Origin of the sequence: Antarctobacter sp., assembly GCF_965277915.1 — a bacterium.
Taxonomy (GTDB): domain Bacteria; phylum Pseudomonadota; class Alphaproteobacteria; order Rhodobacterales; family Rhodobacteraceae; genus Antarctobacter.
This window is the reverse complement of record NZ_OZ255849.1, coordinates 2967100-2984157: the sequence shown is the minus strand read 5'-3', so window position 1 is coordinate 2984157 and position 17058 is coordinate 2967100. Positions and strand designations below refer to the sequence as shown.

Genomic DNA, 17058 nt, shown 5'->3' with positions numbered 1-17058 from the left:
CCTCAGACCACGCGCCGCCCGGCAACGTAGGTGGCCGCGATGGCGCGGTCGTCGCCCATCATGATCGTTGGAAACAACGCCTCCCATATGTCACCCGCCCGTGCGCTACGCTGGGCAATGGCCGGGGTCGAGGGGAGGTCGAGCGCGATGAAATCGGCCTCGTACCCCGGGGCGAGGCTGCCGATGCGGTCATCGAGACGGAGCGCACGGGCCGAGCCCGTGGTGGCCAACCAGATCAGTTCGGCGGGGTGCAGGGCGCGCCCGCGCAACTGGGCGATCTCGTAGGCGGCCGCCATGCTGCGCAGCATGGAAAAGGACGATCCACCACCGGTGTCGGTGGCAAGCCCCACGCGCTGGCCCGCGCGCGTCATCCCGTCCATGTCAAACAGGCCGGAACCGATGAAGGTGTTGGAGGTCGGGCAATGGACCAGTGCGGCACCGACTTCGCGCAGCCGGTCCTTTTCGCGCGGCTCCAGGTGGATGGCATGACCGTAAAGTCCGTTTGCGCCCAGCAGGCCGTGTGCTTCGTAAGTGTCGAGGTAGTCACGCGCCTGCGGAAACAGCGATCGAACCCAGGCGATTTCGTCGGTCTGTTCGCTGAGGTGGGTCTGCATCAGGCAGTCCGGATGTTCAGCCCATAGCGCGCCGAGGGCCGAGAGCTGTTCCGGCGTCGAAGTGGGCGAAAACCGGGGGGTGATGACATAAGAGGCGCGGCCCCGTCCGTGCCAGCGGGCCAGCAGCGTCTTGCTGTCGTCATAGGCGGATTGCGCGGTATCGCGCAGCCCGGCCGGCGCGTTTCGGTCCATGCAGGTCTTGCCACCCAGGACACGCATGCCACGCGCCTCTGCCGCCTCGAAAAAGGCATCCACCGACGCCGGATGAATCGTGCAGTAGCTGCAAACCGTGGTTGTGCCCTGCGCCAGCAGAAGATCGAGGTAGCGGCCCGCGATTTCCGCGGCATAGCCCGGGTCGCCAAAGCGCATTTCCTCGGGGAATGTATAGGTGTTCAGCCAGTCGATAAGCCGTTTGCCCCAACTGGCGATCATCGCGGTCTGCGGGTAATGCGCGTGGGCATCGACGAAGCCGGGCAAAAGCAACGCCTGCCCGTGGTCCGTGATGCTGGCAAAGTCACCTTCACTCAGTGTCCCGGCTTCGCCGACCTGCGTGATCACGCCGTCCTCGACCACCAGCGCGCCATGCCTTTGGTGCTGCGCGGCGCCTGGCCCTTCGACAAGAGGATCGGCGGTGAATGTCAGGGTCTGGCCCAGGTGCAGGTGACGTTTGCTCATGCAGAAAATCCTAGGCAGGTCGCGAAGAAAGGTAAATCGCCATAGTCCCCCTGTCGCCCGCCGACAGCTTGTCATAGTGTCGGGCTGAGACAGGTGGAGGGCAGGGCATGGCCGAAGAGCTGGAGGCAGAAACCACCGAGACCGAAGACGCCTATGCGCTGGATCGCAAGGCTGTTGCGGCGATTCTTTATGCGGTGGATGTCGAGGACAGGGAACAGCTGGTCGAGCTGATGGAGCCGCTGCACGCGGCCGACATCGCCGACCTGCTGGAACAGATCAACGCCTATGATCGCGGCAGGCTGATCCGCCTCTACGACAAGGAATTCGACGGTGAAATCCTGTCGGAACTGGACGAGGCGCTGCGCGAAGAGGTCTTTGCCGCGCTGACGCCCTCGGTTCTGGCGGAGGCGGTGCGAGAGCTGGACACCGATGACGTCGTCGACCTGGTCGAGGATCTGGAAAGCGATCAGCAGGACGCGATTCTGGATGCACTGGAGGCCGGCGATGCGGCCGCGGTCCGCCAGTCGCTGAGCTATCCCGAATTCTCCGCCGGGCGCCTGATGCAGCGCGAGGTGGTCATGGCGCCCGAACACTGGAGCGTGGGTGACGCCATCGACTACATGCGCAGCTCCGACCGGCTGCCGGAACAGTTCTATCATGTCGTGCTGGTGGATCCCCGGCTACGGCCCGTAGGCAACGTGACGTTGGGCAAGATCATGTCGTCGCGTCGCGATGTGCTGCTGAAATCCATCGTCGAAGAAACCTTTCACACCATCCCCGTCACGCGGGACGAGGGCGAGGTGGCCTATGCCTTCAACCAGTACCACCTGATCTCGGCGCCGGTGGTCGATGACAATGAGCGGCTGGTCGGCGTCATCACCATCGACGACGCGATGGCGGTTCTGGACGAGGAAAACGAGGAAGACATCCTGCGTCTGGCAGGCGTCGACGGCGAAAGCCGCCTTTCCGACCGGGTGATCGAAACGACAAAACGGCGTTTCCCCTGGCTGGCGGTAAACCTTGTGACGGCGGTATTGGCCTCGCTGGTCATCGCCCAGTTCGAGGCCGCCATCGCGCAGGTAGTGGCACTGGCGGTGCTGATGCCCATCGTGGCGTCGATGGGGGGCAACGCTGGCACCCAGTCGTTGACCGTGGCGGTGCGCGCGCTGGCAACAAAAGACCTGACCGGCGCCAACCTCTGGCGGGTGATCCGGCGTGAGGTCGCGGTGGGCCTGATCAACGGGCTGGCCTTTGCCGTTATCATGGGAATTGTCGGCATCATCTGGTTCGGCTCTTTCCAACTGGGCGGCGTGATCGCGACCGCCATGATCATCAATTTGGTCATTGCGGGGCTGGCGGGGATCGTGATCCCGGTGATCCTTGAAAAGGTTGGCGTCGACCCGGCGCTGGCCTCTGGCGCCTTTGTGACCACGGTGACTGACGTGGTCGGTTTCTTTGCCTTTCTCGGGCTGGCAGTGCTGGTGTTGCTATGATGACGTTGGACGATCGCAAGGCGGCGGCGCGCAAGGCGGCCTTTGCCCGCCGGAAAGACGCTTTTGCAGGACAGGCGCCCGGCGCTGCGGGCAAGCTGAGCGAGGTTCTCGCGGGGTATCGCGGCGTGCCACTGTCCGGCTTTCTGCCGATCCGCACGGAAATCGATCCGGTGCCCGCAATGGCCGAGGCCGCTGCGCATGGCCCCGTCGGTGTGCCGGTGATCCAGGCCAAGGGGCAACCGCTGAAATTCGCGCGATGGGAGCCGGATTGCACGCTCGTCGACGGGCCTTTCGGGGCGCAAATCCCGGAGCACCAGGTTTATTTCGAACCGGAGGTGCTGATCGTGCCGCTGGTCGCCTTTTCCCGCGATGGCGGGCGCCTGGGCTATGGCGGCGGGTTCTATGACCGCACGCTGGAGATGCTGCGGTCGCGGCGGCCCACCTTGGCGATCGGTTTCGCCTTCGGCGCCCAGGAGGATGCCGATTTGCCGCTGGAGGAAACCGACCAGCCGTTGGACCTGATCGTGACAGAGGCCGAGGTCATCACTCCGGCACGGTAAACGCTCAGACCGGTGGCGGCGGCGTCTTGGCGCGCAGTTCCAGCCGCCGTTCCCGTTCAAAGACGTATAGCCCGGAGGCGACGATCACCGCGATTCCGACCCATGTCAGCGGTGTCGGGAAATCGCCGAATGCAAAATAGCCGATCACCGTGGCTCCGACGATTTCCAGGTACTGCAGTGGCGCGATGGTCCCGGCAGGCGCCAGCCTCAGCGCATAGGTCAGAAAAAGGTGAGAGATCGTCGCCACCACGCCGACCCCGACCAGCGTCCAGATCGCTAGACCCTGTGGCCGGACCGGATCTAACAGCGCGTTACCCGTCCCCTCCATCAGCAGCAGGGGCGGCACGATCAGCACCGTGGCCGCCAGCGCCGTGTGCCCTTGCAGGACAAGCGGATGCAGGCGCCGCGCCATCGCGCGGGTCATAAGCATGTAGATGGCGAAGAGCGCCGCCGTCACCAGTGGCAAAAAAGCCACCAGTCCCAGGTCGGAAAAGCTGGGCCGGATCACCAATAGCGCGCCACCAAAGCCAACGGCGCATGCGCTCAGCCGCCGCCAGCCGACAGGTTCCCCAAGGAAGACGGCGCCCATGAGGATCAATACGAAAGGCTCGACGAAAAAGATCGAGATCGCGTCGGCGATGGGCATGTAGCGCAGCGCAGTAAAGAAGCAGCCCGTGGCGGCCAGCAGCGCGGCGGCACGGGCCACGTGACGAGCCAGATCGCCCGGTGTGATCCTGTGGCTGTGACCCAGGGCCGCGGCCAGCGGCATCAGGATCACCACCTGGATAGCAAAGCGAAAGGCCAGGATCTGCGGCACGGGTACCTCTGCCGGGGTCGCCTTGGCCAACGCGTCCATCATCGGCGCAAAGGTGCAGAAGGCCAGCATGAAGAGGATACCGATGGTGGTTCGGTCTGGCGATGTGGTCATCTCGGCCCCTCCGTTGGTCAGCTCGAATCAAGAAACCGCCCGCGAGGAATGTCAAAGCGGTCGGGCCCGTTTTTCCGGGCCGTCAGGGCAGCAGGGTCAGCCAGACCCAGGCCGTCACAACCGACAGCGCCGTGGCGATCAGTACCGAAGAGGCCGCCACGCGGCGCGCGCGTCCGTACATGTTCGCGAAGACGTAGATGTTTACTCCGGGCGCCATGGCAGCCGTCAGAACGGCCGAGCGGAAGGGTTGCGTTTCCAGGCCAGTGATCGATCCCAACACCCAGGTGATCGTTGGATGCAGCAGCAGGGTGATCGCGCAGATAAAGGCGATCACCCGACCGTCGCCTTGCGGCCGATAGCGGAACAGAATGCCGCCGGTGGCAAAAAGCGCGACGGGCAGCGCGGTTTGGATCATCATGTCCAGCGCGTCACTGGCGGGGCTGGGCAGGTCGATGTTGGAAAGATTGGCCGCAAGGCCGAGGGCAATACCGATCACCAGCGGATTGCGGAACATGGCTTTGCCAACCTTGCCGGGCAGTGCCCTGTTCGACAGCCCGGCGGCACGGGCGCGCGCGATTTCCATCGCGGTGATGCCAAGGCCGTAGCAGAACGGAGAATGCAGCGCGATGATGACATAGTTGGGTTGCAGGGCGTCGCTGCCATAGGCGCGTTCGGTCAGTGCCAGGCCGATCATCACCGAGTTGGTGAACAGGCAGCAGAACCCGATGGCGACGGATTCCTCCCAGTCGCGGTTAAAGAGGTGACGCGCGCCCAGCAGGCCGGCGGCAAAGCAGGCCCCCGATCCGGTGTAGAAGCTCACCAGCAGCCAGGGTTCGAAATCATCGCCCAGTTCCAGGGTCCAGATCGCGCGGAACAGCAGGCAGGGAATGGCGAAGGTCTGGGTAAAGTTCATCAGACCATCCACCCCGGAGGCCGAGAACCAGCCGCGCCATGCCACGGCATACCCGGCGCCGATGACAAGAAAGACCGGGAGGATGATGTCCAGCAGCGCCTGCATCTCAGCCCGTCTTGTTCCGTCGGGGCTCAGATCGCATGGCGGATGATCATGCCGTCATAGGCCGGCGTGACGTGGTCGGGTGTTTCCGCCTCCACCTCGGCATAATCGAGGTCGATGTGCATGTTGGTCAGCACCGCGCGCCGGGGGGCGGCGCGGGCGATCCATTCCAGCGCCAGGTCGAGATGCGCATGTGTCGGGTGGGGCGTGCGGCGCAGCGCGTCCAGCACCCAGCAGTCGAGGTTTTCCAGATGCGGCCACGCCGCGTCGGGGATGGTGGCCACGTCCGGCAGGTAGGCCAGGTCGCCGATGCGAAAGCCAAGCGCGTCGATGCTGCCGTGGTTGACCTCGAACGGGGTCAGGGTCACGGGCCCGCCGGCGCCCTCGATTGTGACGGGGCCATCGATCGTGTGCAGGTTCAGGATCGGCGGATAGGGTGAACCCTCGGGCTGGACGAAGGCATAGGCAAAGCGCGACAACAGATCGTCCTGAGTGTCGCCGTCGGCCCAGACGTTCAGCCGCTCTCGCGTGTTGAAGACGATCTGGCGCAGGTCGTCCAGGCCGTGGGTATGATCCGCGTGGGCATGGGTATAGACCACCGCGTCCAGACGCCCGATGCCGGCGTCCAGCAGCTGGTCGCGCATGTCGGGCGTGGTGTCGATCAAAACGGAGGTCGTGCCGTCCTGCGTCTCGCGTTCGACCAGCATGGAACAGCGTCGGCGGCGGTTCTTGGGGTTCTGCGGATCGCAGGCACCCCAGTTGCCGCCCAGTCGTGGCACACCGCCGGAAGACCCGCAGCCAAGAATTGTGAAGCGCAATTCACCTGTCATGCAGCGCGCTCCCAGCGGGCGGCCTTGGAGAAGAGCGCGTCGAAATTCGCCTCTGTCCGCGCGGCGAATTCCTCGTAGGGCAGGCCAAAGACCTCTGCACCTTTCTGCGCGGTATGGGCGACATAGGCCGGTTCGTTGCGCTTGCCGCGATGCGGCGGGGGCGCAAGATACGGGCTGTCGGTTTCCACCAGGATCCGGTCGAGCGGCGCACTGGCAAAGATGTCGCGCAGGTCCTGCGACTTGGGGAAGGCGGCAATGCCCGACATGGACAGGTAGAACCCAAGGTCCAGCGCGGCCTTGCCGAGCGCGGCACTGGAAGAGAAACAGTGCATGACACAGGTGTATGGCTGCACCTTGTGTCCTTCCGTCAGGATACGGGCCATGTCGTCATCGGCGTCGCGCGCATGGATGATCAGCGGCAGACCGGTTTCCTGTGCTGCCTCGATATGGATGCGCAGGCTGGTTTTCTGAACATCGGCGCTTTCGGCGGTGTAGTGATAGTCCAGCCCGGTTTCGCCGATGCCGACGAATTTCGGGTGTTTCGCGAGGGCGACAAGCTCATCGACCGTGGCCAGGGGTTCTTCGGCGGCGGACATCGGGTGCGTCCCGGCGGCGTAGAAAACCGGCGCATGTGCTTCGGCGATGGCCCGGACCTGGGGTTCGTTCCTGAGGCGGGTGCAGATGGTGACCATGCGATGCACGCCCGCGCGCAGGGCACGGTCGATCACCTCGGGGCGCTCCTGGTCGAAGTCGGGGAAATCGAGGTGGCAATGGCTGTCTGTAATGGCGGGAACGGTCATGACGGCTCCTTGGTTGGGGGTGGTATCTAGGATGCCGTCGGGAGGGTCAAGGTGGGGCGCCGGTCAGGGGTCGCCCAATCCCGAGGGGCGCGCCACTGGGCGCGGCAGGAAAGGATCGGGCCGGAGGAAGGGGCGTGCGATCGGGCGCAGGGCGGTCGCCGGAGCCTGTGCCGTGGGCGGGCCAAGCTCGGGGTCCGCGCGCTGCGGGTCAAGAGCGCCGAGAGGCGGCGCAGGCGTTTCCGGCGCCCGGTCGGGTCGTGGTTCGGGCTGTAGATCAGGTTCGGGTTGAGGGATTGGTTCCGGTTCTGGCGCAGGAGGCGTGGCCGGATCGGGGGTCGGCTCCGGTGCGGGTTGCGCATCGGGGGTGACGGCGGGGGCCGCTTCGCGCGCCGGCTCAGCCGGAGGCGGTGCGGCTGGCTCCGTGTCGATCCGGGGCAGGGCGCCGGTTGTTGGTGCCACGATCCCCGCGCCGGGCGCACGCGGTGCGGTTGGTGCACCGCGCAGCGCTGCGCGAGAGGTCTGCAATTCGGTTGCGGAAAAGGGGGCGGGCAAGCGCGGAGCGTCCGGGGCGAGGCCGCCGGAGACGGGCCGCGGACGCGGGGTCGGATCTGCCTCGGGCGGTGCGCTTGGCACAGCGGGCATGCCGGGCGCACGGGGCACGGGCGTACGTGTTGGTGTCAGCGGTCCCTTGGCGGGGGCTGCGGGTGCGGCCTCGTCCGGCGGCGCATCGGGCGTTTGCGGAATGTCCGTGTCCGGAGGTCGATCCCAGGCGGCGACAAGCGCGCCCATTTCCGGAGAGGCCGGGACCAGATTCAAGGCCGGATCGGAGGTCTCTCCATTCGGTAGCGCGATCAGGGCCAGAACCACTGCGTGGACGGCCAGCGCCAGACCCAGGCAGACCAGGCCTTCGAAGAGGCGACGCCCGGTCATTCCGTGCCCTCTCCGGTGGTCACAAGATCGACACGGCCCGCCCCGGCCTCGGCTAGGCGGGAGAGGAGGCGGGCTAGCAGGGCTGCCTGGGTCTGTCGGTCGGTCTGCAGGCGTACCATGCCCGCAGAGGCGGCGGCGCGAATGGCCTCTTCCCCGCGCAAGGTGCCGAAGGTGACCATGCCCGACGGCGCGAGCACCAGAACGCGTTGCATTTCTGCGGGCCTGTCGACTGCCAGCTTGCTGCGCCCTGTGCCGCCGGGATCGGCGAATTGCGCAGCCAGCAGAAAGAAGATGAGCAGCAGGAAAACCACGTTGATCATCGGCACCACGGGTTCGCGCCCGGGTTTGGCCGGGCCGGGCCAGAAGCGGCGGGGGATGTGGAGACGGGAAGGAAACATGGCACTACTCTACCACGGTCAACCCGGTCAGCCCGGCCTTGCGCAATGTTTCCAGCACCTCGACCAGGCGCACGACGCCGGTACCGGGCTCCGGGCGGACCACCACGATGTCCTGCGGTGAGGCCATCAGCGGGGCCAGCGCGCCCGGCAGGTCCATGACGGGCCGTCCGTTGAGCGTGACGCCTTCGGGCAGAACGCGGACCAGCCGGGGCGGGCCGCTGTAGGCGCTGCCGCCTTCGGGGGTGGCCAGCACCAGCGACAGCCCCTCTGTCCCGCCGAAACGCGCCACCAGCATGAAGAAGACCAACAGCAGGAAGACCACGTCGATCATCGGCGTCAGGCTGGGGCGGCGTCGGCGCGGGGAAGCGGGAAGGTTCAGCATGGGTCAGGCGGTGTCCGGGGCGTCCTCTTCTTCCCCGGCATAGGCCCAGGGCGTGGTGAAGACGCGGGTCACGATGTCCTCGAGATCATGCGCCAGCCGATCTGTCATGCCATCGAAGACCGAGAGCATGACGCTGGCCGGGATGGCGACGGCCATGCCGGCGGCGGTGGTCAGTAGGGCCTCCCAGATGCCGCCGGCCAAGGTCGCCGGGTCGGCCTGCTGTCCGCTGTCCTGCAGTGCCTGGAATGCGTCGATCATGCCCAGGACCGTTCCCAGCAAGCCGATCAGCGGCGCGATGGTCACGACGAGGTCCAGCATCCGAAGGCCAAGCCGCGTTTCGGTCAGCACCGCGCGAGCCTGGCGGGCCGCCTCTTCGCGGGCGTCTTCCTCTGGGATCGAGAGGCGCGCCTGCATCGCGGCCTGTGCCACGCGAGACCGCGGTGCCGGATCAAAGGAGATATGGCTCATCGCCAACGTGGTTTGCCCCTGGCCCCAGAACCGCAGGGCGGTCTCGGCCCCGACGCGTTTCCAGGTGCCCAGACGCAGGAGTTGCCACAGCTTCCACAGGATGAGCGTCAGTGTCAGTACCGAGAGGATCGCGATGGCCCAGAGTGCGGGGCCGCCGCGGTCGAGGAACTGGGTGAGGGTGCTCAGGCTGGTCATCATGGACGGGTCTTTCTGAGGCGACGATCGGGGCCTGCAACAGTGTTCTCATGAAACGGCGCGTGGTGCGAGACCCGCAATCCTTTTTCAGGCCGACTTTGATCCGGACAACGATGGACATGAAAGGGGGCTGGCCTTTGACGCAGGGGGATCAGCGAGGTTTGACCGATGACCGTTGCCATCCAGAGGCCGCGCCTTTCCCTGAACCTGGCAACGATCCGCACGCATGGCAGCGCTTTTGTCTGCTTGGTCGGGATCGGTAGGAACTGTTGTTTGGCATTTCCGGCGCTTGGGACCATGGCGGCGGCAAATGAACCGCGATGGTGTCGCTGTCCGCCAAACTCAAAGGTCACGGTCATCATGCGTCGCAAGTGGGTAAGGGTCTAGGGAACGCTGCCCAGTCCAAGTGGCAGTCGGACGGTCTTCCTGGGATTGCCCCAAGGAGAGATTGACAAGCTCCTCCGACAGGTCACTGGTCAGGGCAAAGCGCGCAGCCTCCGACCGAAAGTCTGCCGTTCACTGTCATGTCACCGTTGTGCTCCCTCGCATCACGATAGGTGATCGAAGGAGCAGCACTAATCCCGGGCCCGGACTTTGTTGGCCTGCGCAGGCCGCAACGCCTTGGCGGAACAACCAAGTTCAATTCACTGGAAAATCGGCGGCTGGCTGTTAGGTGACACTTACTTTTACAGTGAAGCCGGAAGAGGGTCGATGAAGGCGGTAGAAGCCGGATCGCCAATAAAATAAGGCCCTTCACAAGGGGAGAGGGTGACCTGGCGCGCCGCGTCGATGTATTTCAGTAACCCCCGAAACCGGGTGAATCGAGCCGAACTGAGCGCCAGGCGCTGAAACCTGGGCGGTGGAGGGCCGGAACGCGCAAACCCCTTTCAATACTAGTTTCATCGGTGTTTCAGGGGGCTGTAAACCGGCTTTGATCGGGTGTTCGAGGGTCGGAAACTGGGACGGTCGGCGTCCAGTTCGGTTTCAGCGTCCCAGATAGAGATTATGGGCACAAAAACAAAGGCCTGACAGGTTTGATACCCTGTCAGGTCTTCGAGATAAGTGGGACGCGATTTTGGGGTTCTTGAGGGTCAGGCGTCGGGTAGTCCGGCCTTCCGGCACATACCATCTACGACAGGGGGGCTATCCATAATGGCAACGCCAGGCCCTTGCCCGATCACGCTGACATAGAACCGCCTGCGCCCCGCGTAAGCCCCAAAGCCGTTGCGAGCGTTGACGTATCCGCACACCGTGACTGACACTGCGGACCTTGTGACGACCATTCCATCGAAGCGGGCACTGTCAGGGTCCTTCAATCGCCCGCGAACCGCGTCCATAACGCTTTTTCGTTCAGTGTATGACATGCCGTCATGGATCGGCGCGAGGAAGTAGAACAAGGCTCCCACAGCGGCTATACCAGCACCCAAAATCAATGCCTTCATTTCGACGTCCTATCGCTATTCAAGACCATCGCGGCCATCACTTCCACAGATGCCCGGACCAAACGACCTAGCCCAGGATGTTCTGTGAGATCGCGTTCATGGCGGGGCCGGTGTGGTATTCGGGAAGCGTTTCTGGTCGGGGTTGTCGCTGCGGGCGATAATCGCTGTGTCTAGGACAGTTCGAGGCGTTTGACCCTCGTGCCATCTGCGGGCGCGTTGTAAAGGTAGAGCTTGCGGCAGGGTCATAGTTGCAGCGTTCTGCCAAGTCATGCCATCATCGCTTAAGTTCAGTTATCACTGTGTGCTCATCTGTGATGGAACTTGAAGTGAAGCCTCGGCATTCAGCAGGGGTTGGATGACATAGTTGACGTTTCTGATCGCCAGCATCCGGTTGAAAACAATTGTAGAGATTTCCGCCCAAAGAGCATTCTCATCTATACGTGCCTTCACTTCCGTCAATGTCACATGGTTTCCTTTTCCTGTCCGTATTGTATGGAATACCTCTTCCTTATCCATCGCGGAGATCACGTCTTCGGCAGTGAAATCATTATGCCATCCAGCCAGAATACCGGCATCGTCCCACGATTTTCGTTCATGTGCCAAGATCGTCTCAATATCCTTGTTGCTACAAATCTCTTGCAGAAAGTTGCACATTCTCTTGAAGTTTGCCGGCTCTTGACCAGAAAAGTGCCGATAGTCGGTTAGAAAACTCTTCAAGCGGTAGTTGTTAACTCCGACATTGGTGCCTGATCTGGTGATTCTTGAACCTTCTGCAGAGTATGACCCGGATGGGTTGAAGCCCATCGAGCGCATATCTTCATAATTTTTCCACAACTCATGAAATCTCAAGGAAAACTGCTTGAGCCTATAGAGTTCTTTGTCGGTGACCTCTCGCGATACCGGTACAAGTATACCTGAATACGACAATTTGAGTGCTCCTGCTTGAGTTGCTTTACGTTACTCGCACATGCAGGTCCTGGCGGGGCTATCGCCACAGATGCCCCGACCAAACAACCTCTCCGAGGATGTTCTGCGAGATCGCGTTCATGGCGGGGCCGGTGTGGTATTCGGGCGGGAAGCGTTTCTGGTCGGGGTTGTCGCTGCGGGCGATGATCGTCGCGGCACCCGGTATTAGCTCCAGGCGTTTGACCCGGGTGCCATTGTCGGGGTCGTTGTAGACATAGAGCTTACCCGAGGTGATCTCGGTCTGGTGCCGGTCGATCATGACCAGGTCACCGTCGGAGATCGCCGGTGCCATGCTGTCCCCGCGGGCGGTGATCAGGATGCAGCGGTCGGGGCGGATGCCGGTTTCGATCAGCCAGTCGCGCGGAACGGCGAGGTGATCCTTTGGCGGGGCGTCGAGGTTGACCACGCCGTGCCCGGCTGCGGCGCTGGCCTCGTAACGCGCGATGGTGGCGAAGCGTTCGCCGTCGAGTTCGGCAGTCGCTTCTGAGGTGCGCCGACGACCGATGTAGAAGTCTAGGTCGAGCGCTTGGCAAATAGCCTCGGCGCGCTCTATCGAGGGCGCGCTTCCTCTCTTGATGTCGGCGATTGCCGAAGAAGTGCGCGATCCAAACGCTCTTTGAGACAGGTCTGCCACAGACCATCCCAACTCCTCCCGGCGCCCTTCGATAAGGGCAAGGAAATCCTCGCGACGCATGGTGCCAAAATGCACTGATTGGAAATTTCCAGCAAGAGGGATGTTGTGACTTGACTGGTGGAAATTTCCATGAGTATTGTAATGGAAAATTCCATTAATGGCGAAATGCCGACGGAGAGCAGATGAGGCTTCAGGACCTTTTGAAACTTGCAGACGCTTACTGCGCCCATGTTGGGCGTAGCGACGCGACAGTCTCGAACCAGATCACGACCCATGCCAGGCTTTTCAGACGGCTTCGGCAGGGGCAGGGCTGCAACGTCTCAACCTATCTTTCCGCCCTGATCTGGTTCTCCGAGAACTGGCCCACCGACCTGGAATGGCCTGCGGACATCGAGCGTCCCGCTTCCAAGACCGCCAGCAAAGGAGCCGCGTGATGCCGCACGGCTGGTGGATGATCCCCTTTGGTTTTGCAGGGCTTTGCCTCTGGCTGGCCGTTATCAAGCTGACAGGAGTGCTGTGATGTTGACCCGTGCCGACATCGTCCTGCGCGCGCATGCGGCCGGCGCGGGCCTCTCCGACCGCGAGCGGATTGCCCTGGGCGCCATGCTGATCGAGACGGTGATCGATCCCCGCTATCATCCGGAACTGGCCTACACGGTCACGCATCTGCGCGACCATGCCGAGGCGCTTCGGGACGCTTTCTTTGACCTCGAAACACCGGACGGGCCTGACACAGGCAAGGCCACCACTCACGAGCAGATGGGCCTGTCCGGATCCTGCGGCGCCCCGGCGCTGCAGCCCCTCACGCCGCGTGCCGGCAGCTCCTCCCGGTGGCGCGCGGCGTGGGGCCGGATCGTCCGCGCTGAACGGTGGATCAGTGACAGCTGGATCGGCGACGGGATCGCCGGTGTCTGCATCGCGATCCTGCTGATCGGCGCGTTGTTTGCCCCCCTGTTCCTGCCCGTTTGAAGGAGCGTTCAATGCCCCCTGAAACCCGGAAAAACCTGTGCGACCTGCGCTGTCTAATGGCACAGGCTCGCGCCCATCGCCGCCTCGCCTCCACGGCTCAACGCCTGGGCCAGATTGACACGGCTGGCCAACACATCGGGGATGCCCTGGCGCTGGAACGCGACGCCATCGACCGGCTGAACGCCTTGGAGGCCAGCGGCACGCTGATCGCCATCGAGGCCCTGGTGGCCAGCGCCACCAGCTACGCACGGGAGAGGCGCCATGTTTGAGCCATACCAGGTCAGACAGAGCGGCTATGGCTGGGCCGTGTTCAATCGCCGCACGCGTGAGAAGGTCAGCAACCAGGTCAGTTCGCGCAGTGTTGCCGAGGACCGCTGTGTCGAGATGAACCGCGAGGCGCGGCGTCGTCGCCGCCCCTGCCTTAGCTGCGGCGCGCCCTTCATCAGCGAAGGACCGCACAACCGCATGTGCAACGGGTGTCGGCGCGGAGCCGATCCCTTCGACCGCCGCCAGGGGCTGTCTGTATGAACCATGCCTCGATCAAGTCCGCGCGGCTGCAGCGTGTCCTCAAGGTGCTGAGCGACAAGCGCGAGCATTCCACGCTGGAGATCATGATGCGCGCCAAGGCGCCCGCCGTCAGCGCGATCATCTCCGAGTTGCGGTGCATCGGCGCGAAGATCGACTGCACCCGCCGCAACGACGGGCCGAACGGTGAGCCCCGCTGGTACTACAAGATGACGAAAGGGCCGCGCGCCGATGGGTAAGATCCTCACGACGATCACCGAACTGCCAGTTGACGAGATCGACATGGGCAACCGCCTACGGCCGGTCAGCTCCGCCGGGGTCGAGGCGCTCAAGACCTCGATCCGCGAACTGGGGGTGATCAAGGACCCGATCCATGTCCGCAAACTGAAAAAGGGCGGCAAGATCGTCCTGTTGGCAGGTGGGCACAGACTGACCGCCGCGCGTGAGCTGCGCGACGAGGGCGTCGAAGGTTACGAGAGGATCAAGGTCACTTGCTGGAGCTGTACCGACGACTTCGCCCAGTTGATGGAGATCGACGACAACCTGGCGGGGGCAGAGCTGTCGCCGCTGGATACCGCCGTCTTTCTCGCACGTCGGAAGGCAGTGTACGAAAAGATGCATCCCGAAGCCAAAGCCCAGATCGGGGCGGGCCTCGTGGCCAAGCGCTGGGATACGGAGGAAACGATTTCCGTCGTATCCTTTGCAGAATCGATTGCTGAGCGGATGGGGGTGACGCCCCGACACGTTCGCAATTTCATCCGGGCAGGTCAGGCTCTGGGAGCGAAAGAGGTCGTTGACCTTCGCAAGGCGCCGAAGCCGGTCGGTGTTGTCGACCTGATGCAACTGGGAAAGATCGCGGATCCGGTCACACGCTACGACGTGGTCGACCTGATGTCCAAGGGCGAGGCCAAAAACGCCGCCGACGCCGTGCGCCAGGTGAAGGCCGCGCGCGGCGAAGGCCCTGCGCCAAAAGACCCGACCGACGCGGGTTATGCCCGTCTGGCCGACGCCTGGAAGCGCGCGAACAAAGAGGCGCGTCGCCGGTTCCTGGAGGAGCATGGCACCGAGGTTTGGTCGCTTCTGGACGAAATGGACAAGGGGCTCTCCGAATGACAGACGCCCCCTCCCAGACCTGGTGGACCGCCGCCGAGATTGCCGAGGCACGGCTGCCCGACATGCCCACGACCAAGCGGCGCGTGAATGATCTCGCCCGTCGTCATGGCTGGGCAAACCAGCTCGGCAAAGTGCGCCGCCGCAAGGGCCGGGGCGGGGGCCTCGAATACCACGTCAGCCTGTTCCCGACGCGGGCCAAGGTTGCGCTGAGCAAAATGCATGGAATGCATAGCGAGGCCCCGTTGGCGCCCAAGCGGCCCCGCGACCAGGCTTGGGCGGAGTTCGACAAGCTGAAGGCCAAGGCCAAGAAAACCGCCGAGACACGCCTGGCGGCACTGCGCGAGGTCGATGCCCTGGAAAGCGCAGGCCTGACCCGCACCGAGGCCGTTCGGGTCGTTGCCCGCCAGACCCAGCGGTCGGAAAAGACCCTCTGGAACTGGCGGGCCCTGGTCGAGGGCATCGCGCCCGAAGATTGGCTGCCTTACCTAGCGCCCGCGTCAGGTAGGGGACGCAAGACGCAGACGCCGCTGGATGACGCGTTCCTCGACCTGGTGAAGACCTACTTCCTGACCAAGTCGCAGCCGCCTTTGACAGCGGCCTATGACTGGGCCGAGGAGGTTGCGCAGAAGGAAGGCATCCCGGTTGCACCGCTCTGGAAGGTGCGTCGCACCATTGCCGAGACCGTGCCCGAACATGTGCAGGTCTACCTGCGCAAAGGCGCCCATGCGCTGAGCCGGTATTTCCCGCACCAGACCCGCGACAAGACTTACATGCATGCGATGGAGGCGGTGCAGACCGACTACCACAAGTTCGACGTCTTCATCCAGTTTCCGGACCGCGAGAAGCCGGGCCGGATCCAGATGATCGCGATCTCCGACATCTACAGCGGCAAGTTCCTGGCCTACCGCCTCTCGGAAACGGCGAACGGGCACACTGTGCAGCTGGCCTTCGGTGACCTGGTGCGCCGCTACGGCATCCCGCAGCACTGCCTGATGGATAACGGGCATGAGTTCGTCAACAAGGTGATGACCGGCCAGACCGAGCATCGGAAGCGCTTCAAGCTGGTGCAGGGTGAGGTGCTGGGCCTCTTCCCACTCTTGGGGATCGAGCTGCATTTCGCGACGCCGGGCTGGGGCCAGGCCAAGCCCATCGAGCGCGCCTTCCGGGATCTGTGCGACCGGGTGGCCAAGAACCCGGCCTTCGTGGGCGCCTACACCGGGCGCAACACGGTCGAGAAGCCGGAAAACCACGGCGCACGAGCCATCCCGCTGGAGGATTTCCGCGCGGTCCTGGAACGCGAGATCGCGGCGCACAACGCCCGGCGGGGACGGCGGTCGGAAGTGGCCAATCATCGGTCCTTCGACGAGGTGTTCAACGAGAGTTACGCGGCCTCGCCGATCACCAAGGCAACGGAGGAACAGCAGCGCCTCTGGCTGATGCGGGCCGAAGGTGTCCGGGCGGATCGCAAGAATGGCGAGGTCTCGATTTACGGCTCGCGCTACTGGGCCGAGTGGATGTGGCAGATCGCAGGCAAGGACGTCACCGTTCGGTTCGACCCGGACGATCTGCATGCCGGTCTACTGGTCTACCAGATGGATGGCACCTTCCTGGGTGAGGCGCCGGTCAAACGTGCCGGAGGGTTCCTCTCGGTGGCGGATGCCAAGGAACACAACCGCGATAAGAAGGCGTTCAAGCGCCTGACGCGGGAACAAGCCCGGATCGAGAAGAAGATGACCGATGCGGCCGCGTCCAAGCGACTTGCGGCAGCGCGAGAGGATGCGCTGGGCGACGGGTTGCCGGATGCGGGCGTGATCCGACTGCCCAAGATCCATCCAGCCGCGCCCAAGGGCGGACGGCGCAGAGCCGAGGTTCCCGAGGAGGAAGAGCGCCTGACGGCCCGGATAACGAAGTTGGAACAGCGCCGCGCCTCCCCGAAACCGGATGAGCGCGATCCGGACGAGGATTTCGCTCGGGCGCTGGAACTGGAGCAGATGCAGGTCGACGGTCAGCCCATGACGCCCGAGCAGGCGGACTGGCTCGCCCTGTACCAGACCACGTCGGAATACCGCTCCCGTGTGCGGATGCACCGGGCGCTGGGCAAGAACAACGAATGAAAAAGGA

The 17058-nt window shown here is 63.8% G+C and carries 21 protein-coding genes; 9 read left to right on the top strand and 12 right to left on the bottom strand.

Annotation, left to right across the window (positions count from 1 at the left end; genetic code table 11):
- Positions 1-2 precede the first annotated feature (2 nt).
- Complete coding sequence (gene guaD / locus ACQY5B_RS15375; RefSeq protein WP_420324591.1) at positions 3-1289, bottom strand: guanine deaminase; 1287 nt, start codon at positions 1287-1289, stop codon at positions 3-5.
- Between the two features lie 107 nt (positions 1290-1396).
- Between guaD and mgtE the strand changes: the two genes are divergently transcribed.
- Positions 1397-2782, top strand: coding sequence for a magnesium transporter (mgtE, locus tag ACQY5B_RS15370; protein WP_305972421.1), 1386 nt, complete (start codon positions 1397-1399; stop codon positions 2780-2782).
- A complete protein-coding gene (locus ACQY5B_RS15365) occupies positions 2779-3342 on the top strand; it encodes a 5-formyltetrahydrofolate cyclo-ligase (protein ID WP_420324592.1) in 564 nt (187 codons plus the stop codon). Before mgtE ends, ACQY5B_RS15365 begins: the two co-directional genes overlap by 4 nt.
- 4 nt (positions 3343-3346) lie before the next feature.
- Here ACQY5B_RS15365 and ACQY5B_RS15360 read toward each other — a convergent pair whose 3' ends face one another.
- The 11 genes from ACQY5B_RS15360 to ACQY5B_RS15305 all read right to left on the bottom strand — a co-directional run bounded on the left by ACQY5B_RS15360 (position 3347) and on the right by ACQY5B_RS15305 (position 12390).
- Positions 3347-4270: a DMT family transporter gene (locus tag ACQY5B_RS15360; RefSeq protein WP_420324593.1), complete on the bottom strand. Its 924-nt coding sequence runs from the start codon at positions 4268-4270 to the stop codon at positions 3347-3349.
- Between the two features lie 82 nt (positions 4271-4352).
- Positions 4353-5288 carry an AEC family transporter gene (locus ACQY5B_RS15355; protein WP_420324594.1) on the bottom strand — a complete coding sequence of 312 codons (936 nt, stop codon included), beginning with the start codon at positions 5286-5288 and terminating at the stop codon, positions 4353-4355.
- Between the two features lie 26 nt (positions 5289-5314).
- A complete protein-coding gene (locus tag ACQY5B_RS15350; protein ID WP_305972417.1) occupies positions 5315-6115 on the bottom strand; it encodes an MBL fold metallo-hydrolase in 801 nt (266 codons plus the stop codon).
- Positions 6112-6915, bottom strand: coding sequence for a TatD family hydrolase (locus ACQY5B_RS15345; protein ID WP_420324595.1), 804 nt, complete (start codon positions 6913-6915; stop codon positions 6112-6114). Before ACQY5B_RS15345 ends, ACQY5B_RS15350 begins: the two co-directional genes overlap by 4 nt.
- A 63-nt stretch (positions 6916-6978) precedes the next feature.
- A complete protein-coding gene (locus ACQY5B_RS15340) occupies positions 6979-7845 on the bottom strand; it encodes a hypothetical protein (RefSeq protein ID WP_420324596.1) in 867 nt (288 codons plus the stop codon).
- Positions 7842-8243, bottom strand: a complete 402-nt coding sequence (locus ACQY5B_RS15335; protein WP_420324597.1) for a biopolymer transporter ExbD — start codon at positions 8241-8243, stop codon at positions 7842-7844. Before ACQY5B_RS15335 ends, ACQY5B_RS15340 begins: the two co-directional genes overlap by 4 nt.
- A gap of 4 nt (positions 8244-8247) precedes the next feature.
- Positions 8248-8625: an ExbD/TolR family protein gene (locus ACQY5B_RS15330; RefSeq protein WP_420324598.1), complete on the bottom strand. Its 378-nt coding sequence runs from the start codon at positions 8623-8625 to the stop codon at positions 8248-8250.
- Between the two features lie 3 nt (positions 8626-8628).
- Positions 8629-9288, bottom strand: a complete 660-nt coding sequence (locus ACQY5B_RS15325) for a MotA/TolQ/ExbB proton channel family protein (RefSeq protein WP_306043631.1) — start codon at positions 9286-9288, stop codon at positions 8629-8631.
- A complete protein-coding gene (locus ACQY5B_RS15320) occupies positions 9288-9650 on the bottom strand; it encodes a hypothetical protein (protein ID WP_420324599.1) in 363 nt (120 codons plus the stop codon). Before ACQY5B_RS15320 ends, ACQY5B_RS15325 begins: the two co-directional genes overlap by 1 nt.
- Positions 9651-11024: 1374 nt before the next feature.
- Positions 11025-11579 carry a hypothetical protein gene (locus ACQY5B_RS15310; RefSeq protein WP_420324600.1) on the bottom strand — a complete coding sequence of 185 codons (555 nt, stop codon included), beginning with the start codon at positions 11577-11579 and terminating at the stop codon, positions 11025-11027.
- 136 nt (positions 11580-11715) lie between these two features.
- Positions 11716-12390, bottom strand: coding sequence for a helix-turn-helix domain-containing protein (locus ACQY5B_RS15305; protein WP_421917643.1), 675 nt, complete (start codon positions 12388-12390; stop codon positions 11716-11718).
- Positions 12391-12512: 122 nt separating this feature from the next.
- On the opposite strand from ACQY5B_RS15305, the gene ACQY5B_RS15300 reads away from it, so the two are divergent.
- From ACQY5B_RS15300 to ACQY5B_RS15270, 7 genes are all read left to right on the top strand, one after another.
- Positions 12513-12764 (top strand): hypothetical protein, encoded by a 252-nt coding sequence (locus ACQY5B_RS15300; RefSeq protein WP_420324602.1) that lies wholly within the window; start codon positions 12513-12515, stop codon positions 12762-12764.
- 85 nt (positions 12765-12849) lie between these two features.
- A complete protein-coding gene (locus ACQY5B_RS15295; protein ID WP_420324603.1) occupies positions 12850-13299 on the top strand; it encodes a hypothetical protein in 450 nt (149 codons plus the stop codon).
- A 56-nt stretch (positions 13300-13355) separates the two neighbouring features.
- Positions 13356-13568, top strand: a complete 213-nt coding sequence (locus ACQY5B_RS15290; protein ID WP_420324604.1) for a hypothetical protein — start codon at positions 13356-13358, stop codon at positions 13566-13568.
- A complete protein-coding gene (locus ACQY5B_RS15285; RefSeq protein ID WP_420324605.1) occupies positions 13561-13827 on the top strand; it encodes a hypothetical protein in 267 nt (88 codons plus the stop codon). Before ACQY5B_RS15290 ends, ACQY5B_RS15285 begins: the two co-directional genes overlap by 8 nt.
- On the top strand, positions 13824-14063 hold the full coding sequence (locus ACQY5B_RS15280; protein ID WP_420324606.1) for a hypothetical protein: 240 nt from the start codon (positions 13824-13826) through the stop codon (positions 14061-14063). Before ACQY5B_RS15285 ends, ACQY5B_RS15280 begins: the two co-directional genes overlap by 4 nt.
- The gene (locus ACQY5B_RS15275) at positions 14056-14937 is read left to right on the top strand and encodes a ParB/RepB/Spo0J family partition protein (RefSeq protein WP_420324607.1); all 882 of its coding nucleotides are present in this window, start codon (positions 14056-14058) and stop codon (positions 14935-14937) included. Before ACQY5B_RS15280 ends, ACQY5B_RS15275 begins: the two co-directional genes overlap by 8 nt.
- Positions 14934-17051, top strand: coding sequence for a transposase domain-containing protein (locus ACQY5B_RS15270; RefSeq protein WP_420324608.1), 2118 nt, complete (start codon positions 14934-14936; stop codon positions 17049-17051). The genes ACQY5B_RS15275 and ACQY5B_RS15270 overlap by 4 nt, the downstream gene beginning before the upstream one ends.
- The last annotated feature ends 7 nt before the right edge of the window (positions 17052-17058 follow it).

Excerpts from the sequence above, each read along its gene's own strand:
- guaD (WP_420324591.1), bottom strand. The coding sequence starts at position 1,289 with ATGAGCAAACGTCACCTGCACCTGGGCCAGACCCTGACATTCACCGCC.
- mgtE (WP_305972421.1), top strand. The coding sequence starts at position 1,397 with ATGGCCGAAGAGCTGGAGGCAGAAACCACCGAGACCGAAGACGCCTAT.
- ACQY5B_RS15365 (WP_420324592.1), top strand. The coding sequence starts at position 2,779 with ATGATGACGTTGGACGATCGCAAGGCGGCGGCGCGCAAGGCGGCCTTT.
- ACQY5B_RS15360 (WP_420324593.1), bottom strand. The coding sequence starts at position 4,270 with ATGACCACATCGCCAGACCGAACCACCATCGGTATCCTCTTCATGCTG.
- ACQY5B_RS15355 (WP_420324594.1), bottom strand. The coding sequence starts at position 5,288 with ATGCAGGCGCTGCTGGACATCATCCTCCCGGTCTTTCTTGTCATCGGC.
- ACQY5B_RS15350 (WP_305972417.1), bottom strand. The coding sequence starts at position 6,115 with ATGACAGGTGAATTGCGCTTCACAATTCTTGGCTGCGGGTCTTCCGGC.
- ACQY5B_RS15345 (WP_420324595.1), bottom strand. The coding sequence starts at position 6,915 with ATGACCGTTCCCGCCATTACAGACAGCCATTGCCACCTCGATTTCCCC.
- ACQY5B_RS15340 (WP_420324596.1), bottom strand. The coding sequence starts at position 7,845 with ATGACCGGGCGTCGCCTCTTCGAAGGCCTGGTCTGCCTGGGTCTGGCG.
- ACQY5B_RS15335 (WP_420324597.1), bottom strand. The coding sequence starts at position 8,243 with ATGTTTCCTTCCCGTCTCCACATCCCCCGCCGCTTCTGGCCCGGCCCG.
- ACQY5B_RS15330 (WP_420324598.1), bottom strand. The coding sequence starts at position 8,625 with ATGCTGAACCTTCCCGCTTCCCCGCGCCGACGCCGCCCCAGCCTGACG.
- ACQY5B_RS15325 (WP_306043631.1), bottom strand. The coding sequence starts at position 9,288 with ATGACCAGCCTGAGCACCCTCACCCAGTTCCTCGACCGCGGCGGCCCC.
- ACQY5B_RS15320 (WP_420324599.1), bottom strand. The coding sequence starts at position 9,650 with ATGATGACCGTGACCTTTGAGTTTGGCGGACAGCGACACCATCGCGGT.
- ACQY5B_RS15305 (WP_421917643.1), bottom strand. The coding sequence starts at position 12,390 with ATGCGTCGCGAGGATTTCCTTGCCCTTATCGAAGGGCGCCGGGAGGAG.
- ACQY5B_RS15300 (WP_420324602.1), top strand. The coding sequence starts at position 12,513 with ATGAGGCTTCAGGACCTTTTGAAACTTGCAGACGCTTACTGCGCCCAT.
- ACQY5B_RS15295 (WP_420324603.1), top strand. The coding sequence starts at position 12,850 with ATGTTGACCCGTGCCGACATCGTCCTGCGCGCGCATGCGGCCGGCGCG.
- ACQY5B_RS15290 (WP_420324604.1), top strand. The coding sequence starts at position 13,356 with ATGGCACAGGCTCGCGCCCATCGCCGCCTCGCCTCCACGGCTCAACGC.
- ACQY5B_RS15285 (WP_420324605.1), top strand. The coding sequence starts at position 13,561 with ATGTTTGAGCCATACCAGGTCAGACAGAGCGGCTATGGCTGGGCCGTG.
- ACQY5B_RS15280 (WP_420324606.1), top strand. The coding sequence starts at position 13,824 with ATGAACCATGCCTCGATCAAGTCCGCGCGGCTGCAGCGTGTCCTCAAG.
- ACQY5B_RS15275 (WP_420324607.1), top strand. The coding sequence starts at position 14,056 with ATGGGTAAGATCCTCACGACGATCACCGAACTGCCAGTTGACGAGATC.
- ACQY5B_RS15270 (WP_420324608.1), top strand. The coding sequence starts at position 14,934 with ATGACAGACGCCCCCTCCCAGACCTGGTGGACCGCCGCCGAGATTGCC.